Origin of the sequence: Deinococcus proteolyticus MRP (assembly GCF_000190555.1) — a bacterium.
In the GTDB taxonomy this organism is placed as follows: domain Bacteria; phylum Deinococcota; class Deinococci; order Deinococcales; family Deinococcaceae; genus Deinococcus; species Deinococcus proteolyticus.
On the sequence record NC_015161.1, the window covers coordinates 1,361,638 to 1,379,497 of the forward strand.

A 17,860-nucleotide genomic window follows, 5' to 3' on the forward strand; every position below is an offset into this window, starting at 1 on the left:
AGTGCATACCGCCCGCCCCCGCTCCTGCGGCCTAGTTCCAGTCGTCGGTATCCAGAATCAGCGTGACCGGGCCATCGTTCAGCAGCTCGATGTTCATGTCGGCCCCGAAGATGCCTTCCTCTACCTGCAGGCCCTCGGCCCGCAGCGCAGCGTTGAAGGTGCCGTACAGCTCCTGCGCCAGCGCTGGCGCCGCCGCGCCCGAAAAGCCGGGCCGGTTGCCACGCCGGGTATCGGCGTACAGGGTGAACTGGCTGATGCTCAGCACCGCGCCGCCGGCGTCCTGCACGCTCAGGTTCATCTTGCCTGCCGCGTCACTGAAGATACGCATGCGGGCTATCTTCTGCGCCAGCCGCTCGGCCTCGGCGGGGGTGTCCTGTGGCCCCACACCCAGCAGGATGACCAGCCCGCCCTCAATCTGCCCAGTCACGCGGCCGTCCACTGTGCAGCGACCATACGCCGCCCGCTGCAAGACGGCACGCATCAGTTCGGCTCCTGGGTCTGCGCCGCCTCCAGCTGCGCCGCACGGGCCTCCTGCAATTCACGCACCGAGGCCACCGCGTCGCTGAGAATCTCGGCTTCCTCGAAGTCGAGGTTGCCACGGGTCTTTTCGGCCAGCATCAGCAGCAGCTTGAGGGAGCGCTCCGCCACCTGCGCCGAGCGCGATTCGTCCAGTAGGCCGTCACGGGCCGCGCTGCTGGTGGCCGCGTTCAGCTGCCCCAGGGCCGCTTCCGCCGTGGCCTGCACCGAGGTGACCAGCCCTACAAAATCAGGATTCGCCATAGGGGCCAGGGTAGCAGAGCCCAGGAGCCCGCTGCCGCCGCTGCTTACAGTGCCTCTATCAGTACCTGCTCGGCGCTGAACCCCGGACCCATGGCGCTCAGCAGGCCGCGCCCACGCACCCCGGAAGCCAACAGCCGCTCCAGCACGAACAGCACGGTGACGCTGCTCATGTTGCCATGCCTGCGCAGCACTTCCCAACTGGCCCACAGATCATCTGGGGTGAGGTCCAGCACCTCGGCGTAGGCGTCCAGCACTTTGGCCCCACCCGGATGCACCGCCCAGAAGCGCAGGTCGTCCCGCGTCCAGCCGGCGGCGGCCAGGGTATCGGCCACGTTGCCGGCCATCAGTTGCTGCACCAGCGCCGGAATGCTGCGGCTGAAGCGCACCTTCAGGCCCCCGTCCACCACATCCCAGCCCATGATGTCCCCGCTGTCCGGAATCAGGGTGGAGCGGGCCCCGTGCAGCGCGAGCCGGGGCGGAGCAGCCACCAGGTCAGGCGCAGTGATGACGGCAGCGGCCGCCCCATCGGCAAACAGGGCCAGGCCCACCCAGTTGGACGGGGTTTCGTCCTGCGGGACGAACGTCAGGCTGCACAGTTCCACGGCCACATACAGCACGGCGCGGTGCCCAGCGCGCACCAGGTCGGCAGCGCGGGCCAGCCCTGCTGCGCCCCCCGCGCAGCCCAGGCCCCACAGCGGCAGCCGGGCCGCCTGCGGGCTGAGCCCCAGTTCGCCTATCAGCCAGGCGTCCAGGCTGGGCGTGCTGATGCCCGTGGTGTTGACCAGGACCACGGCGTCAATATCGGCCGGAGTCAGGCCCGCTTCCCGGATGGCCTGGGCCGCCAGCCGGCCGGTCAGGGCGCGGGCTTCTTCCACGAAGGCAGCGTTTTTCTCGGCAAATGAGTGCGGCTGTCTGAACCAGTCCAGCGGCCGGGACAAGGCCCGCTCCTCAATCCGGGCATTGCCGAATACGCCCTGCAAGCTGGAACGGGACGCCAGCCGGGGGAAAAACTGCCCGGCGGCCGCCTGAATCTGGGCCTGTGTCATGCGGTGCGGAGGAGTGCCGGTAACCAGCGAACGCAGCTGCGGAAGTGGAGTCATGGCATTCATTGTGCGCCCAGACCTTCCTGACAGGCCGTAACCTGCGCCGGGGAATCCCCAGGCCGCATCCCCCGGAAAACCGGAAGCCGCAAAAGAGAAGAGGCCGCCCCTTCGAAGAGGAGCGGCCCGGCAAGTCTGCTGCTTTACTTCCCTGCTTCAGTTCCTTACTTCACTTCTCTGCAAAAAAGCCCAGGCGATACTGGCAGCCATCCTCCTCGTTCATGCAGTCGTACATGCTGATAACGGCATAGACAGTCTGGCCGGCCTTGAGCTCATCGCCGTAGACCACGGGATAATCGTCGTCGTAGTCGTCGCGGTACAGCAGGCTGCCGTCGGCCCCGAATAGCGACAGGTCGATGTCGTAGCAGTCGTCGTCGCAGGCAGCCAGCACCAGATAGTTGCCCCCCGCCGGAACTTTGAGCGGAATCAGCCGCTGCTCCTCGGTCAGGAGGCGGCCCATCACGGGAGTGCCGACAGCGCGGTAATCGTCGGCCACCACTTCTTCCACCACGTCGGCGTACATGGGCACCGGGTCGGGGGCGGCCAGGGCCTGCGACGCGGAGAACAGGGCGCCGAGGGCCAGAGCGGCGTAGGTCAGGGTCTGTTTCATGCTTCCTCCTGGGGTTCCGTACCTGGCTCGCCGCGCAGAGCACGCAGCGGGAGCAATGCTGTGTCCAGAGGTCTGGTTGGGGGGAACCTGCACCCACTGTATTCCCTGGGCCAGGCCGTGACCAGAGGCCCGGCTGCAGCCAGCTACAGCAGGTCCTCTTCCTCGCTCAGTTCCCGCTGCCACTCGCTGCGCCCGGCCCGGTCCAGCCGGGCAAACTGCTCGTCGCTGAGGAGCAGCGAGGCGGCGGCCACGTTCTCGCGCAGGTGGGCGGGGCGGGCCGTGCCCGGAATCGGCAGCATCACCGGGCTGCGGCGCAGCAGCCAGGCCAGCGCCGTCTGAGCCGGAGTGGCTCCCAGCTCAGCAGCCACCTCGGCCAGAGCGCCGCCGCCTGCGGCCAGCCGGCCTGCCCCCAGCGGATTCCAGGGCATAAACCCGATACCGTGCTCGGCGCAGTAGTTCAGGACATTCTCGCTGCGGCGGTGAACCAGGTTGTACTGGTTCTGCACCGTCGCCACCGGAACATAACGCTGCGCCACCTCGATGTCTTCCACCTGGCACTCGCTCAGGCCCACATGGCGAATCACGCCCTCGTCACGCAGCTCACGGAGAGCACAGAACTGCTCGTCACGCGGCACCCGGCGGTCGATACGGTGCAGCTGCCACAGGTCGATGCTTTCTACGCCCAGGCGGCGGCGCGAGAGCTGCGCCGCCTGCTTGAGATACTCGGGGCGGCCCAGCGGGCGCCATTCACCGGGGCCGGGGCGCACCTGCCCGCCCTTGGTCGCCACGATAACCGTGTCGTAGGGGTGCAGCACCTGGCGAATCAGTTCCTCGCTCAGGTGAGGGCCGTAGGCGTCGGCCGTGTCTATCAGGTTGATACCCAGCTGCGGTACCAATGCCAGCAATTCGCGGACCGCCTGAATGTCGGCCGGCTCGCCCCAGCCGCTGCGCCCCACCGTATGCAGGGCACCGAAGCCCAGGCGGGCCACCGGCATTTCGCCGCCCAGCGCGAAAGTTCCAGCCGCAGCCGCCAGCGGAGAGGCAGCACTGTCGCCCCCCGAATTCAGGGGGGGCTGTTCTTGTGGTTGGTTCATAGGGCTCCCTTAGGGCGCGGCCTGCACGCCAGAAGGCCGGCCGCGCCCAGTCGGCCCTATTGTGAAAGGTGAATCCTTTATCAATAGTGGCAGCCCCCCCTTGTTCCCGGTGCGGCTCCCGGTTCCTCCGCTTGCCCAGGCCCTTAGCTGTCCTGCTCGGGCTGGCCCACCTTTTCGCGGTACACGTACTGTGACAGCCGCTTGCGGTGGCGGCTGCTCCAGTCGATGCTGGGCCGGGCCTGGTCCGCCGGCAGGTAGCCCAGGCGGTACACCGCCATCAGTTCCAGCTCGGGCGGCACGTTCAGCAGCTCGCGGATGCTCTGCCAGTGCCGGGGGATTTCCATCGGCGTGGACACGAACTGAATCCCCATGCCCAGCTCGCCCACTGCGTTCCAGATGTTCTCTACCGCCGCGCCCATGCCGAACACCGAGTAAAAGCCGCTCAGCTCGCCGGGGCGGTATTCCTCCTTGTCCAGCAGCACAGCCATCAGCAGCGGGCTGCCGGCCACCAGGCGGCGGTTGTCCTCGCCCAGTTTTTTCGGCACGCCCAGTCGCCGCATCAGGCTGAGGCCCGAATCGCTGAAAATCTGCCGGGTAAACGGCCGCAGCGGGGCAGGCAGATGGTCGATATGGATGCCGTCGCGCCGCTCTTCCATCTCGGCCTGCGAGAAGCGGAAGTAGCGGCGGTAACGCTCGAAAAATACCCCAGCGTCAATCAGCTCGGTCATGCTCTGCCCGGCGATGTCGGCAATGCGCCCAATGGTGACCGGGTCCTCGATCAGCACGAAACGCCAGGGCTGCGAGTTGAAATGGCTGGGCGCGGCCTGCGCCACCCGCATCAGGATGCGCTGGTGTTCACGGCTGACCGGGTCCGGCCGGAAAGGGCCGTTGGTGGTGCGGCGGGCCATCAGCCCATCGAGAAGTTCCATCCCTGCAGCGTAGACCATCACATCAGGTCAGAACATCCCGTCAAATTAGTCCAGTCCAGCCTAGTCCAGTCCAGCGCAGTCTCCGGCCACACCAGTCAGGCCGCCTGGCAAAAAGGGCACCCGGACAGGGGGCAGCGGGGCAGGTGAGCGCTATAGTCAGGGCCACCTCCCACAATTCACCCACCCCAAGGAGCTGAGATGACCCAGTCTGCCCATGCTGCCACCCTTTCCGACCCCACCTCGCGCCGGGTCCTGCTTGCCAGCCTGGTGGGCAGCACCATCGAGTGGTTCGACTACTTTCTGTACGGCACGGTGGCCGGGCTGGTGTTCAACAAGCTCTTTTTCCCCACCGAGGACCCGGCGGTGGGCCTGCTGCTCTCGTACGCCTCGTTCGCGCTGGCCTTTTTTATTCGCCCGTTCGGCGGGGTGCTATTCAGCCATATCGGGGACCGCATCGGGCGCAAGCAGACGCTGGTGCTCACCCTGACGCTGATGGGCCTGGCGACCGTGGGCATGGGGCTGCTGCCCACCTATGAAAGCATCGGTATCTGGGCACCGGTACTGCTGATTACGCTGCGGCTGATTCAGGGCCTGGGCATCGGCGGCGAATGGGGCGGGGCGCTGCTGCTGGCGGTGGAACACGCGCCCAGGGAGCGGCGCGGCCTGTTCGGGAGCGTGCCCCAGATGGGCGTAGCGCTGGGCATGCTGCTGGGCACGGTGGCCCTGTCGCTGATGACCCTGCTGCCCGACGAACAGTTCCTGAGCTGGGGCTGGCGGGTGCCGTTTCTCTTCAGCGCCGTGCTGATCGCCTTCGGGCTGTGGATTCGCCGTGGAATAGACGAAACGCCGTCATTCAGGGCCGCGCAGCAAAGCGGCGAACTGGCCGCAGTGCCCCTGGTAGAAACCCTGCGGACCCACTGGCGCGAGGTGCTGATTGCGGTTGGGGCCAAGGTGGTCGAGACGGCACCCTTTTACATCTTCAGTACTTTTGTGGTGTCCTACGCCACCACCCAACTGGGCTTTGACCGCACGGGGACGCTGCTGGCCGTCACAGTGGGCACCGTAGTCACCACCCTGCTGATTCCGGTGATGGGCGCCCTGTCGGACCGCGTGGGCCGCAAGCCGCTGTACATCGGCGGGGCCGCCGCCATGGCGCTGTTCGCCTTCCCCTACTTCTGGCTGCTGCAACAAGGTTCCCTGCCGCTGCTGATTCTGGCGACCGTCATTGGGTTGGGGGTCATCTGGGCACCGATTACGGCGGTGCTGGGCACCATGTTCTCGGAAATCTTCCGTTCCAACGTGCGCTACACCGGCATCACGCTGGGCTACCAGATCGGGGCAGCACTGGCCGGGGGCACTGCCCCGCTGGTCGCCACCGCGCTGCTGAACGCCTACGACAATTCCTATGTGCCGGTGGCCCTGTACATCATTCTGGCCGCGCTGATTTCGCTGGCGGCCGTGGTCCCGGTACGCGAGCGGCAGGGCGAGCACCTCGACCCGCTGCCGGGCGGGCGGGTAGGCTGAGAGCCATGCTGATTCTGGGCGAAGACCAAATCCGCTCCTTTTACGGGATGCGGGAAGCCATCCGTGACCTGACACCGGCGCTGCGGGCCGAACACGCCGGGCAGGTGCAGAACCCGCCCCGGCTGGTGCTGGACGTGCCGGAGCGGGAAGCCTCGGCGCTGTACATGCCCAGTGCCATCGGCGGGCTGGGGGCAGTGGGCTGCAAGGTGGTGACTGTCTTTCCGCAGAATCCGGCGCGCAGCCTGCCCACCATTCAGGGCGTGACCCTGCTGACCGAGGCCGACACCGGACAGCATGTGGCGCTGCTCAGCGCTTCTTATCTGACCCGCCTGCGGACCGGCGCCCTGACCGGCATCGCCGCCCACCATCTGGCCCGCGCTCAGGCGTCGCGCCTGGGGGTCATCGGCACCGGAGGCATGGCACTGGAACAGATTCGCGCGGTGCAGGAGGTGCGCCCGCTGACCGAACTGCGGCTGTTCAACCGCACCGCCGCCAAGGCCGCAGCGCTGGCCGAGGAACTGCGCCCCGAGCTGCCCGGTGTGGACATTCAGGTCTCCCCCAGTGCCGAAGCCCTGGTCGAAGCCTCCGACATGGTGGTGGCGGCCACCCAGTCGAGCACCCCGGTCTTCAGCGGCGAGGCGCTGCAACCCGGCACCTTTCTCAGCGGCATCGGCTCTTACCTGCCTTCCATGCGCGAGGTGGATGAAACCACCATTCGCCGCGCCGACAAGGTCGTGCTGGACACGCTGGAAGGCACCCGCCACGAGGCCGGCGAGCTGATTCACGCCGAGCAGCAGGGGTTCTGGAGCTTCACGCAGGCCCACTCGGACCTGGCCGGCGTGGTGGCCGGCGCCAGAGCAGGCCGCGAGACAGAAGCCGAAATCATCTTCTTCAAGTGCGTGGGCGCCGCCTACTTCGACCTGGCCGTGACGCTGGGCGCCTACCACGAGGCGCAGCGGCAGGGCCTGGGCACCGAAGTGCAGCTGTAAGGTTCACCACGCACCCCACATGCCCGCCCCAAAAGCCAGGGCACAGGCCAGGGCCAGCCGCCAGTGCCCAGCGCGGCCCGGCCGGGTCAGGGGCATCAGCAGCAGCAGTGCCAGCGCGGGCAGCAGCCACAGGTAAGCTGCGCCGGCCCGCCAAGCCAGCGCAGCGCTGAGGGCCACACCTGCCACCACCGCGAAATACAGCCGGTGATGCCAGGCCCGCGCCACTGCAAAGCGCCGCAGCTGCAAGCCCAGGCCCAGGGTCAGCAGGGCCAGCAGCAGGGCAGCGGTCAGCAGCAGGGCAAAACGGTAAGGCAGCACGTCTGCCAGCATAGAGCGGCCACAGCGGGACAAAAAAAACGGCCCCCGCCGCGCAGGAGCCGTCAGGCGGGTCTGAGCTTACTTCAGCAGTTCGCCCTCAGCGAAGAACAGGGCCAGTTCGCGCTGGGCACTTTCAGGGCTGTCGCTGCCGTGGGTCACGTTCTCGCCCACGCTGGTGGCAAAGTCGCCACGAATGGTGCCGGGGGCCGCATTGGCGGGGTTGGTCGCGCCCATCATGCTGCGCCAGCCAGCAATGGCGTTCTCGCCTTCCAGAGCGATGGCGACCACCGGGCCGGAGGTGATGAAGTCCACCAGCTCACCGAAAAAGGGCTTCGCGCTGTGCTCACCGTAGTGGCTTTCGGCAGTTTCGCGGGGAATCTGGTACAGCTTGAGGCCCACGGTGCGGTAGCCCTTGAGTTCAATGCGGCGCAGGATTTCGGCGGTCAGGCCACGGCGCACGCCGTCGGGTTTGATCATGGCAAAAGTTCTTTCAGTCGGCATGGCTCCGAGTGTAGAGTATTTGCCCGCCAGCATGACAGGCCTTGCTCCAGGGCTTAGTAGGCTTTCAGGCTCAGGCTGCACCTTCCTATGCCCAGCTTTCCAAGTGTCAATTTCTGCGCGGCTAAGCTTCATCAAAGGTGGGCGTGGTTGCCGCGCCGGGCACCGACCTATACTGCGTGGCGTGATCTCTGCCCCCAAACCTCCCAACGCCTTTCAGTACGCCTGGCGTAGTCCCTGGGTCCGGTTGGTCGTCTTCGGCCTGCTGGCTTTCGCTGCCTACCGCTTCACTGGCCTGATCAGTTCCATTCTGGTCAACTTCGCCATTGCTTACCTGATCGCCTATATCGCCAACCCCATGCTCAACTGGCTGGAGCGCGGCCGGGTGCCGCGTGGGCTGGGTGTCCTGTTTGTGCTGCTGCTGTTCGGCGGTCTGCTGACCGTGGCCGGCTTGCTGCTGGGCACCATTGCCAGTCAGCTGATTGACCTGCTGCGGCAGCTGCCCCAGCTGGTCCAGAACCTCGAAGGCTGGGCTGACAGCTGGATTCAGTGGCTCAGCGCACGCGGTGTCACCGGCCTGGAAGACGCCCGGGCCGGCATGACCGAAACCGTCCAGACCTACATCCGCAACCTGGGCGACAACCTGGTGCCTATGCTGCAGCGCTGGCTGGACCCGCAGGGGGCGCTGCTCACTTCTATCGCCACCATCGGCAGCGTGCTGGGCCGCCTGCTGATCGTCATGCTGATGAGCGTGTACCTGATGCTGGACTACAGCCGGGTGAACCGGGCCATACTGAAGATGTTCCCCCGCCCCTGGCAACCCCGCGTGCTGGAATTCGCCGACCTGGCCGGCACCGCCATCGGCGGTTACGTGCGCGGGCAGCTGCTGATTGCGCTGTTCGTGGGCACAGTGGTGGCCCTGGGCCTCAGCCTGCTGGGCATTCCCAGTGCGCTGGCCATCGGCTTTTTGGCGGGCGCGTTCAATATCATCCCTTACCTGGGGCCGATTATCGGGGCCATTCCGGCCATCTTGCTGGCCGCACCGATGGGAATCACCAAAGTGCTGCTGGCCGTGGGCGTGTTCCTGGTGGCCAACCAGGTGGAAGGCAGCTTCCTCAGCCCCATCGTGCTGTCCAAGACCACCGACCTGCACCCCATTACCGTGCTGCTCAGCATCCTGATTGGGGCCAGCGTACTGGGCTTCGCCGGCGCCCTGATTGCCGTGCCGCTCGTGGCGCTGGGCAAACTGGCCGTAGAGAAGTATTACTACTCGTCGAGAATCTATACCGAAGGCCCGTAGGGCGGGCCATGCCGAAGCCGCCGCGCTGTCAGATATATCAGCGCGGCGGCTTTTACTATGCCGTTCTCAGTTCGGCCGTTCTCAGTCAGGCCGTGCTCGGTCAGAGCGCTCTCCATCCTGCTGGAGCAGTTCCACTGAGCGGCCGTCCGGGTCCTGCACAAAGGCCATCGGGCGTCCGCCGGGGCTGAGCTGAACCTCGCGGGTCAGGTGGTGGCCAGCGTTCCCTAGCTGCGCCACCACGGCCAGCAGGTCGGGCACCTCCAGCGCCAGGTGTTCGGCCCAGTGCGCATGAGGAGCCGGTGTCTCTCCTGCAATCTGGAAGAACTGCACCCGTCCGCCGCCCAGGTCCAGTACGGCACGGCTGTACCCCTCGGCTGTCCGCAGGCGCTTGAGCGGCTGAGCGCCCAGCAGAGCGTAGAACGCCAGGGTCCGGTCGAGGTCGCGGGTTAGAAACGAGACGTGCTTAAGAGCCATACCCCAGAGTAAGTCAGCGACCCGGCCGCCCAGCTCTGACCGACCTTTCAGTCAGCGCCAACACAGTCCAGAACGGGAAAATCGTCCCCTGGAGGTACGGGCGCGGCGTGCCACAATGGGAGCATGACCAACCCTGAAGACCAGGCCAGCGCCCAGCCATCCGAACCCCACATCCAGGCCTCCGACACCCAGGCTCCCCCTGCCCCGCAGGGTGAGGCCGGTGGTCAGCCGATGCAGCCCAGCGGCCCCGCCGTCGCCGCCCGCAAAGCTGGACGGGGCCGCATGGTGGACCTGGACCCCAGTGGCCAAGTGGGCCAGAAAGTCCCCGACCAGCAGCAGCGCCAATTCCTGAGTTACGCTTTTTACAAGCTGGACCCTGCTTTCCGCCGCCTGCCCCAGGCCGAGCGTGAGGAAATCAAGGCCGAGTTTCTGGCAGCGGTAGAAGGCTGGACCAAAGACGCCCCCGCACCCAAGGGCCTGATTCAGCGCACCTACTCACTGGTCGGCGTGCGCGGCGACGTGGACTTTATGCTGTGGCGCATCGCCTTTGACCCGGCCGACTTTCAGGATGCTCAGGCCCGGCTCAACCGCACCCGCCTGATGGGTTACCTGACCCAGCCCTACACCTACCTCAGCATGCAAAAGCGCAGTCAGTACGTGGTCCGTATCGAGGGCAGCGGGCATGGCCTGGAAATGCTGCCGGGCAAGGGCAAGTACCTGTTTATCTATCCCTTCGTGAAAAAACGGGAATGGTACGACCTGACCCCCTACGCCCGCCAGGGCATGATGGATGAGCACATCTACGCTTCCGAGCCGTTCAAGGGAGTGCGCATCAACACCAGCTACAGCTACGGCATCGACGACCAGGAGTTCGTGGTGGCCTTCGATTCCGACTACCCGCAGGAGTTCGTGGACCTGGTTCACCGCCTGCGCTACACCGAGGCCAGCAATTACACCCTGCAGGACACGCCCATGTTTACCTGCATTCGCAAGGACATGCCCGAGATTATGGGCGACCTGGGCTGAGCTGAAGGCAGAGCACCATCAAGCATGAAGGAGGGAGCGGCCCCGAGGCCAGCTCCCTTTTTTCACTTCCCGCAACCCAAAAAAGCCGCCCACCTGGGGCGACTTTCTCAGTACCAAAGGCCTGAAGCTTACTGGGTCTTGCTCAGGTCCTTCCAGCGCCAGCCACCGGCCAGCATAGGATTCTCCTTGTCCTTGGTCTTGCCCTGCAGGTTGTCACGGTAGACGTTCTGACTTACTGCCACTGGCAGGATGATGAAGTAAGACTCGTCCATGGCTTTCTGAGCCACCTGCTTGTACAGGGCCTTACGCTTCTCCACGTCGGTGGTGCTGCGGGCTTCATCAATCCACTTGTCAATCTCGGCGTCCTTGATACCGCTGCGGGGAGCGTAGTAGCCCTCGGAGTGGTACATGGTGTGCACGAAGTTGTCCGGGTCGGCGTAATCCGGTGCCCAGCCGCCGTACACGATGACTTCCTTGTTCTTCTGGTCGATAATCTCGCTCCACTGCTTGCCCACCACGTTGATCTTGAACTTGGGGTTCAGCTGCTCAATGTTCTGCTTGAGGATTTCCAGGGCGGTCTGCATGGACTTGCTACCTTCACGGTAAGCCGCATTCACAGTAAAGCCGTTCTCCCAGGCGGCGCCACCGTGGGCAGCTTTACAAGCTTCTTCGGCCGCGGCCATATCGTAGTTGGCCGGCGCAATGCTCTCGTCATAGCCCATGAACTCGGGGGGCAGCATGAAGTTGCGCTTCTGACCTTTACCCAGCTGCACCTGCTCGATGTACTGGTCGTAGTTGAAGGCATTCACGAAGCACTTACGCATGTTGGCGTCCTGGAAGAAGTTGGTGGGCACACCGTCGCCCCACTTGCCGCTGCCGATATTGGTGCTGCCTTCCAGGTTCATGTTCATCAGGAAGGCGTAGGCACCCAGAGCAGGGACGTCGTCTTCCACAATCACACCCGGCTGGCCCTTCACCTGGGTATCAATCACTTCGCGGCTGGGGAATTCCACCCGGTCAGCGTCGCCGTTCAGGAAAGCCTGTACGCGGCTGGCTTCTTCGGGCACCAGCTGGCGCACCACGTTCTTGATGGGAGCCGCACCGCCCCAGTACCCGTCGAAGGCCTTAAAGGTCATGGTGTTGGCATCGGCACTCACCAGCTGGTAAGGACCAGTGCCGCTGGGGTCTTTGGCCAGCGCGCTCTGTGCCAGGTCGGCGCCCACGGCATCCTTCCAGGTCGCTTCGGTGCCGTCCCACTCACCGATTTCCTTGGCGTGCTTGGAGTCCACGATGGCCTGGCCCGTGTAGGCCAGCTTGGAGATGAAGGCCGGGTCCACCTTGGGCAGGTTGAAGACCAGGGTTTCGCCGTCACACTGCACCGCATCATCAATCTGCTTCCAGGTGATGTTCTTGTCGTCATTGGCGTTGGCACCCGTGCCCAGCAGCGACTCGGCCAGGAACCAGTTGCCCGACTCGGCACCGTTGGTCACCAGGTTGCGCTGGAAGGTGTACTCGGCGTCGGCGCAGGTAAAGGGGTTGCCGCTGTGGAACTTCACGTCGGGGCGCAGGGTGAAGCGGTAGCGCTTGCCACCTTCTTCTTCCTTCCAGTCGGTGGCCAGCAGGCCCTCGAACTCGTCAATGGAGGTGCCCTTGTAGGTGACCAGGGTTTCATACATGTTCTCCAGCAGTGCACCGCTGGAAGTGTCGTAGGAGGTGCCGGGGTCCATGGTAGGTACGTCCGACGACTCCTGAATCACCAGGGTGTCCTTGCTGGACTTGCCAGCGCCGCCCGCCAAGCTGGTGGTGCCCGAAGCATCGGTTGAGGTGGCGGAAGCGTCGGTGCTGCTCGTGCTGGCTCCCGACGTTTCGGTGCTGGTGCCCGAGGTAGTCTCGGTGGTCGTGGTGGTCTTGGTGTCGCAGGCGGCCAGCATCAGGGCCAGGGTGGTCAGCAGGATGGCAGGTTTTTTCATATACAGATGTACTCCTCTACGGGGGAATCGGAAAGCGGAAGAAGCAGTGACGGCTCCAGCCTTTCCAGGATTGGCCAGCTTCTCATCGGCAGTCGGTGACCAGGAAGTCCACAGAAGCATCTGGACGGAACGAACTCCCATAGTCCAAAGTCGGCCGCCGAATTGAGATTAAACAGCTGATGAGTAACGATACACAATCATGACAAGGTTTGCCAGTGTCTTGTAACCCGTTTTCGCTCCCGTTCCTCTAGGGCTCACCACTTACGGCCGCTCCGCCTTGCATCCGGCAGATTGCCCCCCATCGCTGCCGCCAAAACAGTATATTTGTGCATTGCCTCCGAGCTTATTCAGCACCCGGAGTATGCTCTGCCAGCAGCGAGATGGGGCACCCGCTCCACAAAAAACCCCCGGCACAGGGCCAGGGGCTTGGGGACTGATTGGAGCGGCAGTTGCTCCGCAGTGTCTTACAGGTTTTTGCAGCGCTTGCCGGGTCTTGCTGGCGCTTACTGCGCCTTGCTAGCGCTTACTGGGTCTTGCTCAGGTTCTTCCAGAGCCAAGTGCCACTGTTCATGGCGTTGTAGCCTTCGAGCGTGGCGCCCTGCAGGTTGTCGTGTACAGCAACCACGTCGGTCGGCGTAGGCAGCTGCAGGTACAGGTTCTTCTGAGCGGCCAGCTGCGCAATCTGGCTGTACAGCGCCTTGCGCTGGGCTTCGTCGGTGGTGTTGCGGGCCTGGTCAATCAGCTTGTCCAGCTCGGGCTCGGTGAAGCCGGCGCGGCCGTGGTAGTAGCCCTGTGAGTGGTAGAAGGTGCGGATGAAGTTGTCGGGGTCCCCGTAGTCAGGCGACCAACCCACGTAAATCATCGGCTGCTCGTCGGCCTTGCTGATCACTTCGCTCCACTGCAGCGGCTGGATGTTCACCTTGAACTTGGGGTTCATGCCTTCAAGGTTCATCTTGAGGATTTCCAGGGCCGTCTGCATGGTCTTGCTGCCCTCGCGGTAAGCGGCGTTCAGGGTGAAGCCGTTTTCCCAGGCCTGACCGCCGTGAGCGGCCTTACAGGCTTCCTCGGCAGCGGCCATGTCGTACTGGGGCACAGGCAGGCTCTCGTCGTAACCCAGGAAGGACTTGGGCAGCATGGTGTTCAGCTGCTCGCCCTTGCCCATCTGCACCTGCTCGATGTATGCCTGGTAATCGAAGGCGGAGGCGAAGCACTTGCGCATGTTCTCATCCTGGAAGAAGTTGGCGGGGAGGCCGTCACCCCAGGTGCCACTGCCCAGGTTGGGGCTGCCTTCCAGGTCCTGGTTCATGGTGAAGCCGAAGGTGCCCAGGCTTTCCAGGCCGTCCACAGTTTTCACGCCCGGCTGACCGGCCAGCTGGGTTTCGACCACTTCACGGCCGCCGGATTCAATCAGGTCGGCGTCGCCGTTCAGGAAAGCCTGGATACGGCTGGACTGCTCGGGAACGATGCTCAGCACCACGTTCTTGATGGCAGGAGCGCCGCCCCAGTACCCGTCAAAGGCTTTGAGGGTGATGCCGGTCGAGTCGTTGCTGACAATCTGGTACGGGCCGGTGCCGCTGGGGTCCTTGGCCAGGGGGCTGCCGGTCAGGTCCACGCCCACGTGCTCCATCATGGTGTCGCCGGTGCCGTCCCACTCGCCCACTTCCTTGGCGTGCTTGGAGTCCACGATGCTCTGACCGGTGTAGGCCAGCTTCGACAGGAACGCCGGGTCGGACTTGGGCAGGTTGAAGACCAGGGTTTCGCCGTCACACTGCACGGCGGCGTCGATCTTGTCCCAGGTGACGTTCTTGTCGTCCTTGGCATTGGCGCCGGTGCCCAGCAGCGACTCGCTCAGGAACCAGTTGCCGGAATCGGCGGTGTTGGTGATCAGGTTGCGCTGGAAGGTGTACTCGGCGTCGGCGCAGGTGAAGGGGTTGCCGCTGTGGAACTTCACGTCGGGACGCAGGGTGAAGGTGTAGCGCTTGCCGCCGTCCTCTTCCTTCCACTCGGTGGCCAGCACGCCCTCCAGTTCGGTGGTGGAGCTGCCCTTGTAGGTGACCAGGGTTTCGTAGACATTTTCCAGCACTTCGCCGCTAGCCGTGTCGTAGGAGGTGCCGGGGTCGGTGGTAGGAATATCGCTGGAGCGCTGGATAACCAGGGTATCGGCCTTGCCGGCGGCCGAAACCGTCGCTGCGCCGGAAGCGGGAGCGGCCGTGCCGGACGCCGTTGCCTCGGAGGTAGTCGCCGCACCCGAGGTGGTCTCGGTGGTCGTGGTGGTTTTGGTGTCACAGGCGGCCAGGGCCAGCGCCAGGGTGGTCAGGGCGAAAATTCTCTTCATGGGTATCTCCTTGGGCACCCTGCCAGAACGACTCCGGCAGGACGCAGCGCACCCGCCGGTACAGGCAGGCGCGGGGCTATTTAAGCTAACCAGAACTAAATTTTACATGATTTGCTCACGCTGTACAGAGAGGAACGTAGGCTTTTGCATAAAATGGGGAGTTATTGAATATTTCTTAGGCTCTTGTCTTCTTCGCTTATGACAGGATTTCTGCTCTTAGACTCATCATTCAGAATCTCTTTTCTAGCTTGTATGACCCTATGGGCCTAGATTTGCCAGGAAAGTTTGAGCAATGCGGATGGCAGGGCTGAATAAATTTCTGGTTGTAGGCGATTTTTTATGCCCCCTTGCCAGCTGGCGGCCCGGCCGGACAGGCTCCGGCTGCGGCTCGCTGCTGGAGCGCCAGCCCATGGAACTGCCTCTGGCCGCACCATGTCGGTGTGCGGGGTGGTCTAGGCTAGGACGATGACCGATTCTGCCTATACCCAGTCCTACTTGCTGCGCGGAATTGCAGCGCAGGGAACCTTACGGGTGGTCGCCATGGACGGCACCCAAATCGTGGAAGAAGCGCGGCTGCGCCATAACCTCAGCAAGACCGCCACGGCCGCACTGGGCCGCAGCCTGATCGGCGCCGGGCTGCTGGCCGTCGTGCTGGGCAAGAACGCCGGCAGCCGGGTGGCCCTGCGGATTCAGGGCGGCGGCCCTATCGGCTGGGTGGTGGCCGAAGGCACTGCCGGCGGCGAAGTTGGCGGCACCTACCAGCCTGGCAGCGTGCGGGGCTACGTGCACGAGCCCGGCGCCGACCTGCCCCCCCGCGAGAGCGACGGCAAGCTGGACGTAAGCGGCGTGGTAGGCAAAGAGGGCGAACTGGCCGTGACCCGCCTGCTGGACAATGCCGAACCCTGGACCGGCAGCGTGGAGCTGGTCAGCGGCGAGATTGCCGAGGACATCAGCACCTATCTGGGCCGCAGCGAACAGATTCCCAACGCCCTGCTGCTGGGCGTGTACGAAGAAGGCGGCCGGGTGGCAGTCAGCGGCGGCCTGCTGATTCAGGCCATGCCCGGCGTGAGCGACGAGACCCTGTCCCGCCTGGAACAGAACATTGCCGGCATCGGCCTGCTGACCACTTCCATGCGCGAAGTGGGCCTGCTGGGCACCGTGCAGCGTGCGCTGGAAGGCCTGGAACCCCAGATCAGCGAGGACGCCGAGCCATGGGCCTTCAAATGCCGCTGCTCGCGCGAGCGGGCCGCCAGCAGCCTGATGTTCTTCGACGAGGCCGAGCGTCAGGACATGCAGAACGAGGGCGGCCAGGAAGTGGTTTGCCACTGGTGCAACGAAAAATACTTCTTCCAGCCCGAGGAAATCGCGGGGCTGGAACTGGAAGCCGGCGAGAACCCGGCTCAGGCCTGAGCACCCCTGCCCGGCCAGCAGGACAAGAGGCCCAGTATTCCCTGTATGGGAGCTGGGCCTCTTTTGCGCCGGGCCTCTTTTGTACCGGTTTTGTACCGGGGCTCTTGTTCCCGCTGACCGGTTCAGCCCGGTCAGAGCACCAGGGCCGCTACCCAGCCGGCCAGCAGCAGCGGCAGGTTGTAGTGCAAGAAGGTGGGAATCACCGTGTCGCGGATATGGTCGTGTTGGCCGTCCACATTCAGGCCGGCGGTGGGGCCCAGGGTGCTGTCGGAAGCCGGTGACCCGGCGTCGCCCAGCGCTCCGGCAGTGCCGATAATCGCCACGGTCGCCAGCGGCGAAAAGCCCAGGCCCATGCACAGCGGCACATAAATGGCCGTGATGATGGGCAGGGTAGAGAACGAGCTGCCGATCCCCATGGTGACCAGCAGCCCCACCAGCAACATGGCCAAGGCCGCCAGGGGCCGGCTGCCCGCGAACAGGTCGGAAGTGGCCTGCACCAGCGGCTCGATCTGGCCGGTGGCCTGCATCACGGCGGCGAACCCCTGGGCCGTGATCATGATGAAGCCGATCATCGCCATCAGGCCGATGCCACGGTTGAATACGCCGTCAGCGTCGCGCAGGCGCAGGATGCCGGTGGCCAGAAAGACGGCGAAGCCAGCCAGCGCGCCGATCATCAGCGAGTCGGTCAGCAGCTGCACAGCGAAAGCGGCGACGACAGCGCTCAGCGTGACCGCCGTGCGGAAGGGAGACGGGGCAGGGACGGCGTCCGGCTCGGCCGCGCCTACGGCGCTCAGGTCCTGGTAGCGGCGGGGCCGGCGGTAGCTGAACAGGGCCAGCAGCAGCCCGGCCACCATGCCCAGCGCCGGAATGGCCATGGCCTGCATCACGTTCACACCGCTCACGTCCATGCCGGCTTTCTGGATGTTGCCCAGCAGAATCTGCCCCAGGAAAATCTCTCCGAAGCCGTAGGGCAACAACATGTAGGTGGTCACCAGGCCAAAAGTCATCACGCAGGCCAGCAGGCGACGGTCCAGCTCCAGCCGGTTGAAGACCGCCAGCAGCGGCGGAATCAGCATGGGAATAAACGCGATGTGGATAGGAATCAGGTTCTGGCTCATGACGCTCATGGACAGCAGGCCCAGCAGCAGCCCCCACTTCAGCCGGGCCGCGCCGGTACCGCCCTGGGTGGCCGCCAGACGTCCGGTCAGCCACGCCGAGAGCTGCCGGGGCACACCCGACTCGATAATCGCCACGGCGAACGCACCCAGCAGGGCGTAGGACAGCGCAATTTCGGCGCCGCCAGCCAGCCCTTCTTGAAACACTTCCAGTGTTCGGGGCAGGCCCAGCCCGCTCAGCAGCCCACCCAGCAGGGCACTGACCAGCAGGCTGAGCACCACATGGACCCGCAGCAGCGACAGTCCCAACATCACCAGAACGGCGACCAGTACGGCATTTAGCATCTTTGCCCCTTTTCTGCTCTGGGCGCCAACGGCGCCGAGGCTG

General features: G+C 64.7%; 17 protein-coding genes. 5 read left to right on the forward strand and 12 right to left on the reverse strand.

The window, feature by feature from the left end:
• Positions 1-31: 31 nt before the first annotated feature.
• From dtd to DEIPR_RS06530, 6 genes are all read right to left on the reverse strand, one after another.
• A complete protein-coding gene (gene dtd, locus DEIPR_RS06505) occupies positions 32-481 on the reverse strand; it encodes a D-aminoacyl-tRNA deacylase (RefSeq protein ID WP_013615045.1) in 450 nt (149 codons plus the stop codon).
• Positions 481-780 carry a DUF1844 domain-containing protein gene (locus DEIPR_RS06510; RefSeq protein WP_013615046.1) on the reverse strand — a complete coding sequence of 100 codons (300 nt, stop codon included), beginning with the start codon at positions 778-780 and terminating at the stop codon, positions 481-483. Before DEIPR_RS06510 ends, dtd begins: the two co-directional genes overlap by 1 nt.
• A 44-nt stretch (positions 781-824) precedes the next feature.
• Complete coding sequence (locus DEIPR_RS06515) at positions 825-1,889, reverse strand: type III polyketide synthase (RefSeq protein ID WP_013615047.1); 1,065 nt, start codon at positions 1,887-1,889, stop codon at positions 825-827.
• Between the two features lie 160 nt (positions 1,890-2,049).
• Positions 2,050-2,490: a hypothetical protein gene (locus tag DEIPR_RS06520; protein WP_013615048.1), complete on the reverse strand. Its 441-nt coding sequence runs from the start codon at positions 2,488-2,490 to the stop codon at positions 2,050-2,052.
• Positions 2,491-2,633: 143 nt separating this feature from the next.
• Positions 2,634-3,584, reverse strand: a complete 951-nt coding sequence (locus DEIPR_RS06525; protein WP_013615049.1) for an aldo/keto reductase — start codon at positions 3,582-3,584, stop codon at positions 2,634-2,636.
• 143 nt (positions 3,585-3,727) lie between these two features.
• Positions 3,728-4,513 carry a nitroreductase family protein gene (locus tag DEIPR_RS06530; RefSeq protein WP_041221978.1) on the reverse strand — a complete coding sequence of 262 codons (786 nt, stop codon included), beginning with the start codon at positions 4,511-4,513 and terminating at the stop codon, positions 3,728-3,730.
• Between the two features lie 198 nt (positions 4,514-4,711).
• Between DEIPR_RS06530 and DEIPR_RS06535 the strand changes: the two genes are divergently transcribed.
• Together DEIPR_RS06535 and DEIPR_RS06540 are read left to right on the forward strand one after the other, a co-directional pair.
• Positions 4,712-6,037, forward strand: a complete 1,326-nt coding sequence (locus DEIPR_RS06535) for an MFS transporter (RefSeq protein WP_013615051.1) — start codon at positions 4,712-4,714, stop codon at positions 6,035-6,037.
• A gap of 5 nt (positions 6,038-6,042) precedes the next feature.
• Positions 6,043-7,026 (forward strand): ornithine cyclodeaminase family protein, encoded by a 984-nt coding sequence (locus DEIPR_RS06540; protein ID WP_013615052.1) that lies wholly within the window; start codon positions 6,043-6,045, stop codon positions 7,024-7,026.
• A gap of 3 nt (positions 7,027-7,029) precedes the next feature.
• On the opposite strand, the gene DEIPR_RS06545 is transcribed toward DEIPR_RS06540, so the two are convergent.
• Complete coding sequence (locus DEIPR_RS06545; protein ID WP_013615053.1) at positions 7,030-7,356, reverse strand: hypothetical protein; 327 nt, start codon at positions 7,354-7,356, stop codon at positions 7,030-7,032.
• Between the two features lie 66 nt (positions 7,357-7,422).
• Positions 7,423-7,845: a nucleoside-diphosphate kinase gene (gene ndk, locus DEIPR_RS06550; protein WP_041221979.1), complete on the reverse strand. Its 423-nt coding sequence runs from the start codon at positions 7,843-7,845 to the stop codon at positions 7,423-7,425.
• Positions 7,846-8,026: 181 nt separating this feature from the next.
• Between ndk and DEIPR_RS06555 the strand changes: the two genes are divergently transcribed.
• Positions 8,027-9,142, forward strand: coding sequence for an AI-2E family transporter (locus DEIPR_RS06555; RefSeq protein ID WP_013615055.1), 1,116 nt, complete (start codon positions 8,027-8,029; stop codon positions 9,140-9,142).
• An 81-nt stretch (positions 9,143-9,223) separates the two neighbouring features.
• On the opposite strand, the gene DEIPR_RS06560 is transcribed toward DEIPR_RS06555, so the two are convergent.
• A complete protein-coding gene (locus DEIPR_RS06560; RefSeq protein WP_013615056.1) occupies positions 9,224-9,616 on the reverse strand; it encodes a VOC family protein in 393 nt (130 codons plus the stop codon).
• A gap of 123 nt (positions 9,617-9,739) precedes the next feature.
• On the opposite strand from DEIPR_RS06560, the gene DEIPR_RS06565 reads away from it, so the two are divergent.
• The gene (locus DEIPR_RS06565; RefSeq protein WP_013615057.1) at positions 9,740-10,642 is read left to right on the forward strand and encodes a chlorite dismutase family protein; all 903 of its coding nucleotides are present in this window, start codon (positions 9,740-9,742) and stop codon (positions 10,640-10,642) included.
• Positions 10,643-10,770: 128 nt separating this feature from the next.
• Here the strand turns inward: DEIPR_RS06565 and DEIPR_RS06570 are convergent, their stop codons facing one another.
• The gene (locus DEIPR_RS06570; protein ID WP_013615058.1) at positions 10,771-12,612 is read right to left on the reverse strand and encodes an ABC transporter substrate-binding protein; all 1,842 of its coding nucleotides are present in this window, start codon (positions 12,610-12,612) and stop codon (positions 10,771-10,773) included.
• A 523-nt stretch (positions 12,613-13,135) separates the two neighbouring features.
• Complete coding sequence (locus DEIPR_RS06575; RefSeq protein ID WP_013615059.1) at positions 13,136-14,947, reverse strand: ABC transporter substrate-binding protein; 1,812 nt, start codon at positions 14,945-14,947, stop codon at positions 13,136-13,138.
• Positions 14,948-15,412: 465 nt separating this feature from the next.
• Here DEIPR_RS06575 and DEIPR_RS06580 point away from each other — a divergent pair, with 465 nt between their 5' ends.
• A complete protein-coding gene (locus DEIPR_RS06580; RefSeq protein WP_013615060.1) occupies positions 15,413-16,357 on the forward strand; it encodes an Hsp33 family molecular chaperone HslO in 945 nt (314 codons plus the stop codon).
• Between the two features lie 131 nt (positions 16,358-16,488).
• On the opposite strand, the gene DEIPR_RS06585 is transcribed toward DEIPR_RS06580, so the two are convergent.
• A complete protein-coding gene (locus DEIPR_RS06585) occupies positions 16,489-17,817 on the reverse strand; it encodes a Na+/H+ antiporter family protein (protein WP_041221980.1) in 1,329 nt (442 codons plus the stop codon).
• Between the last annotated feature and the right edge of the window lie 43 nt (positions 17,818-17,860).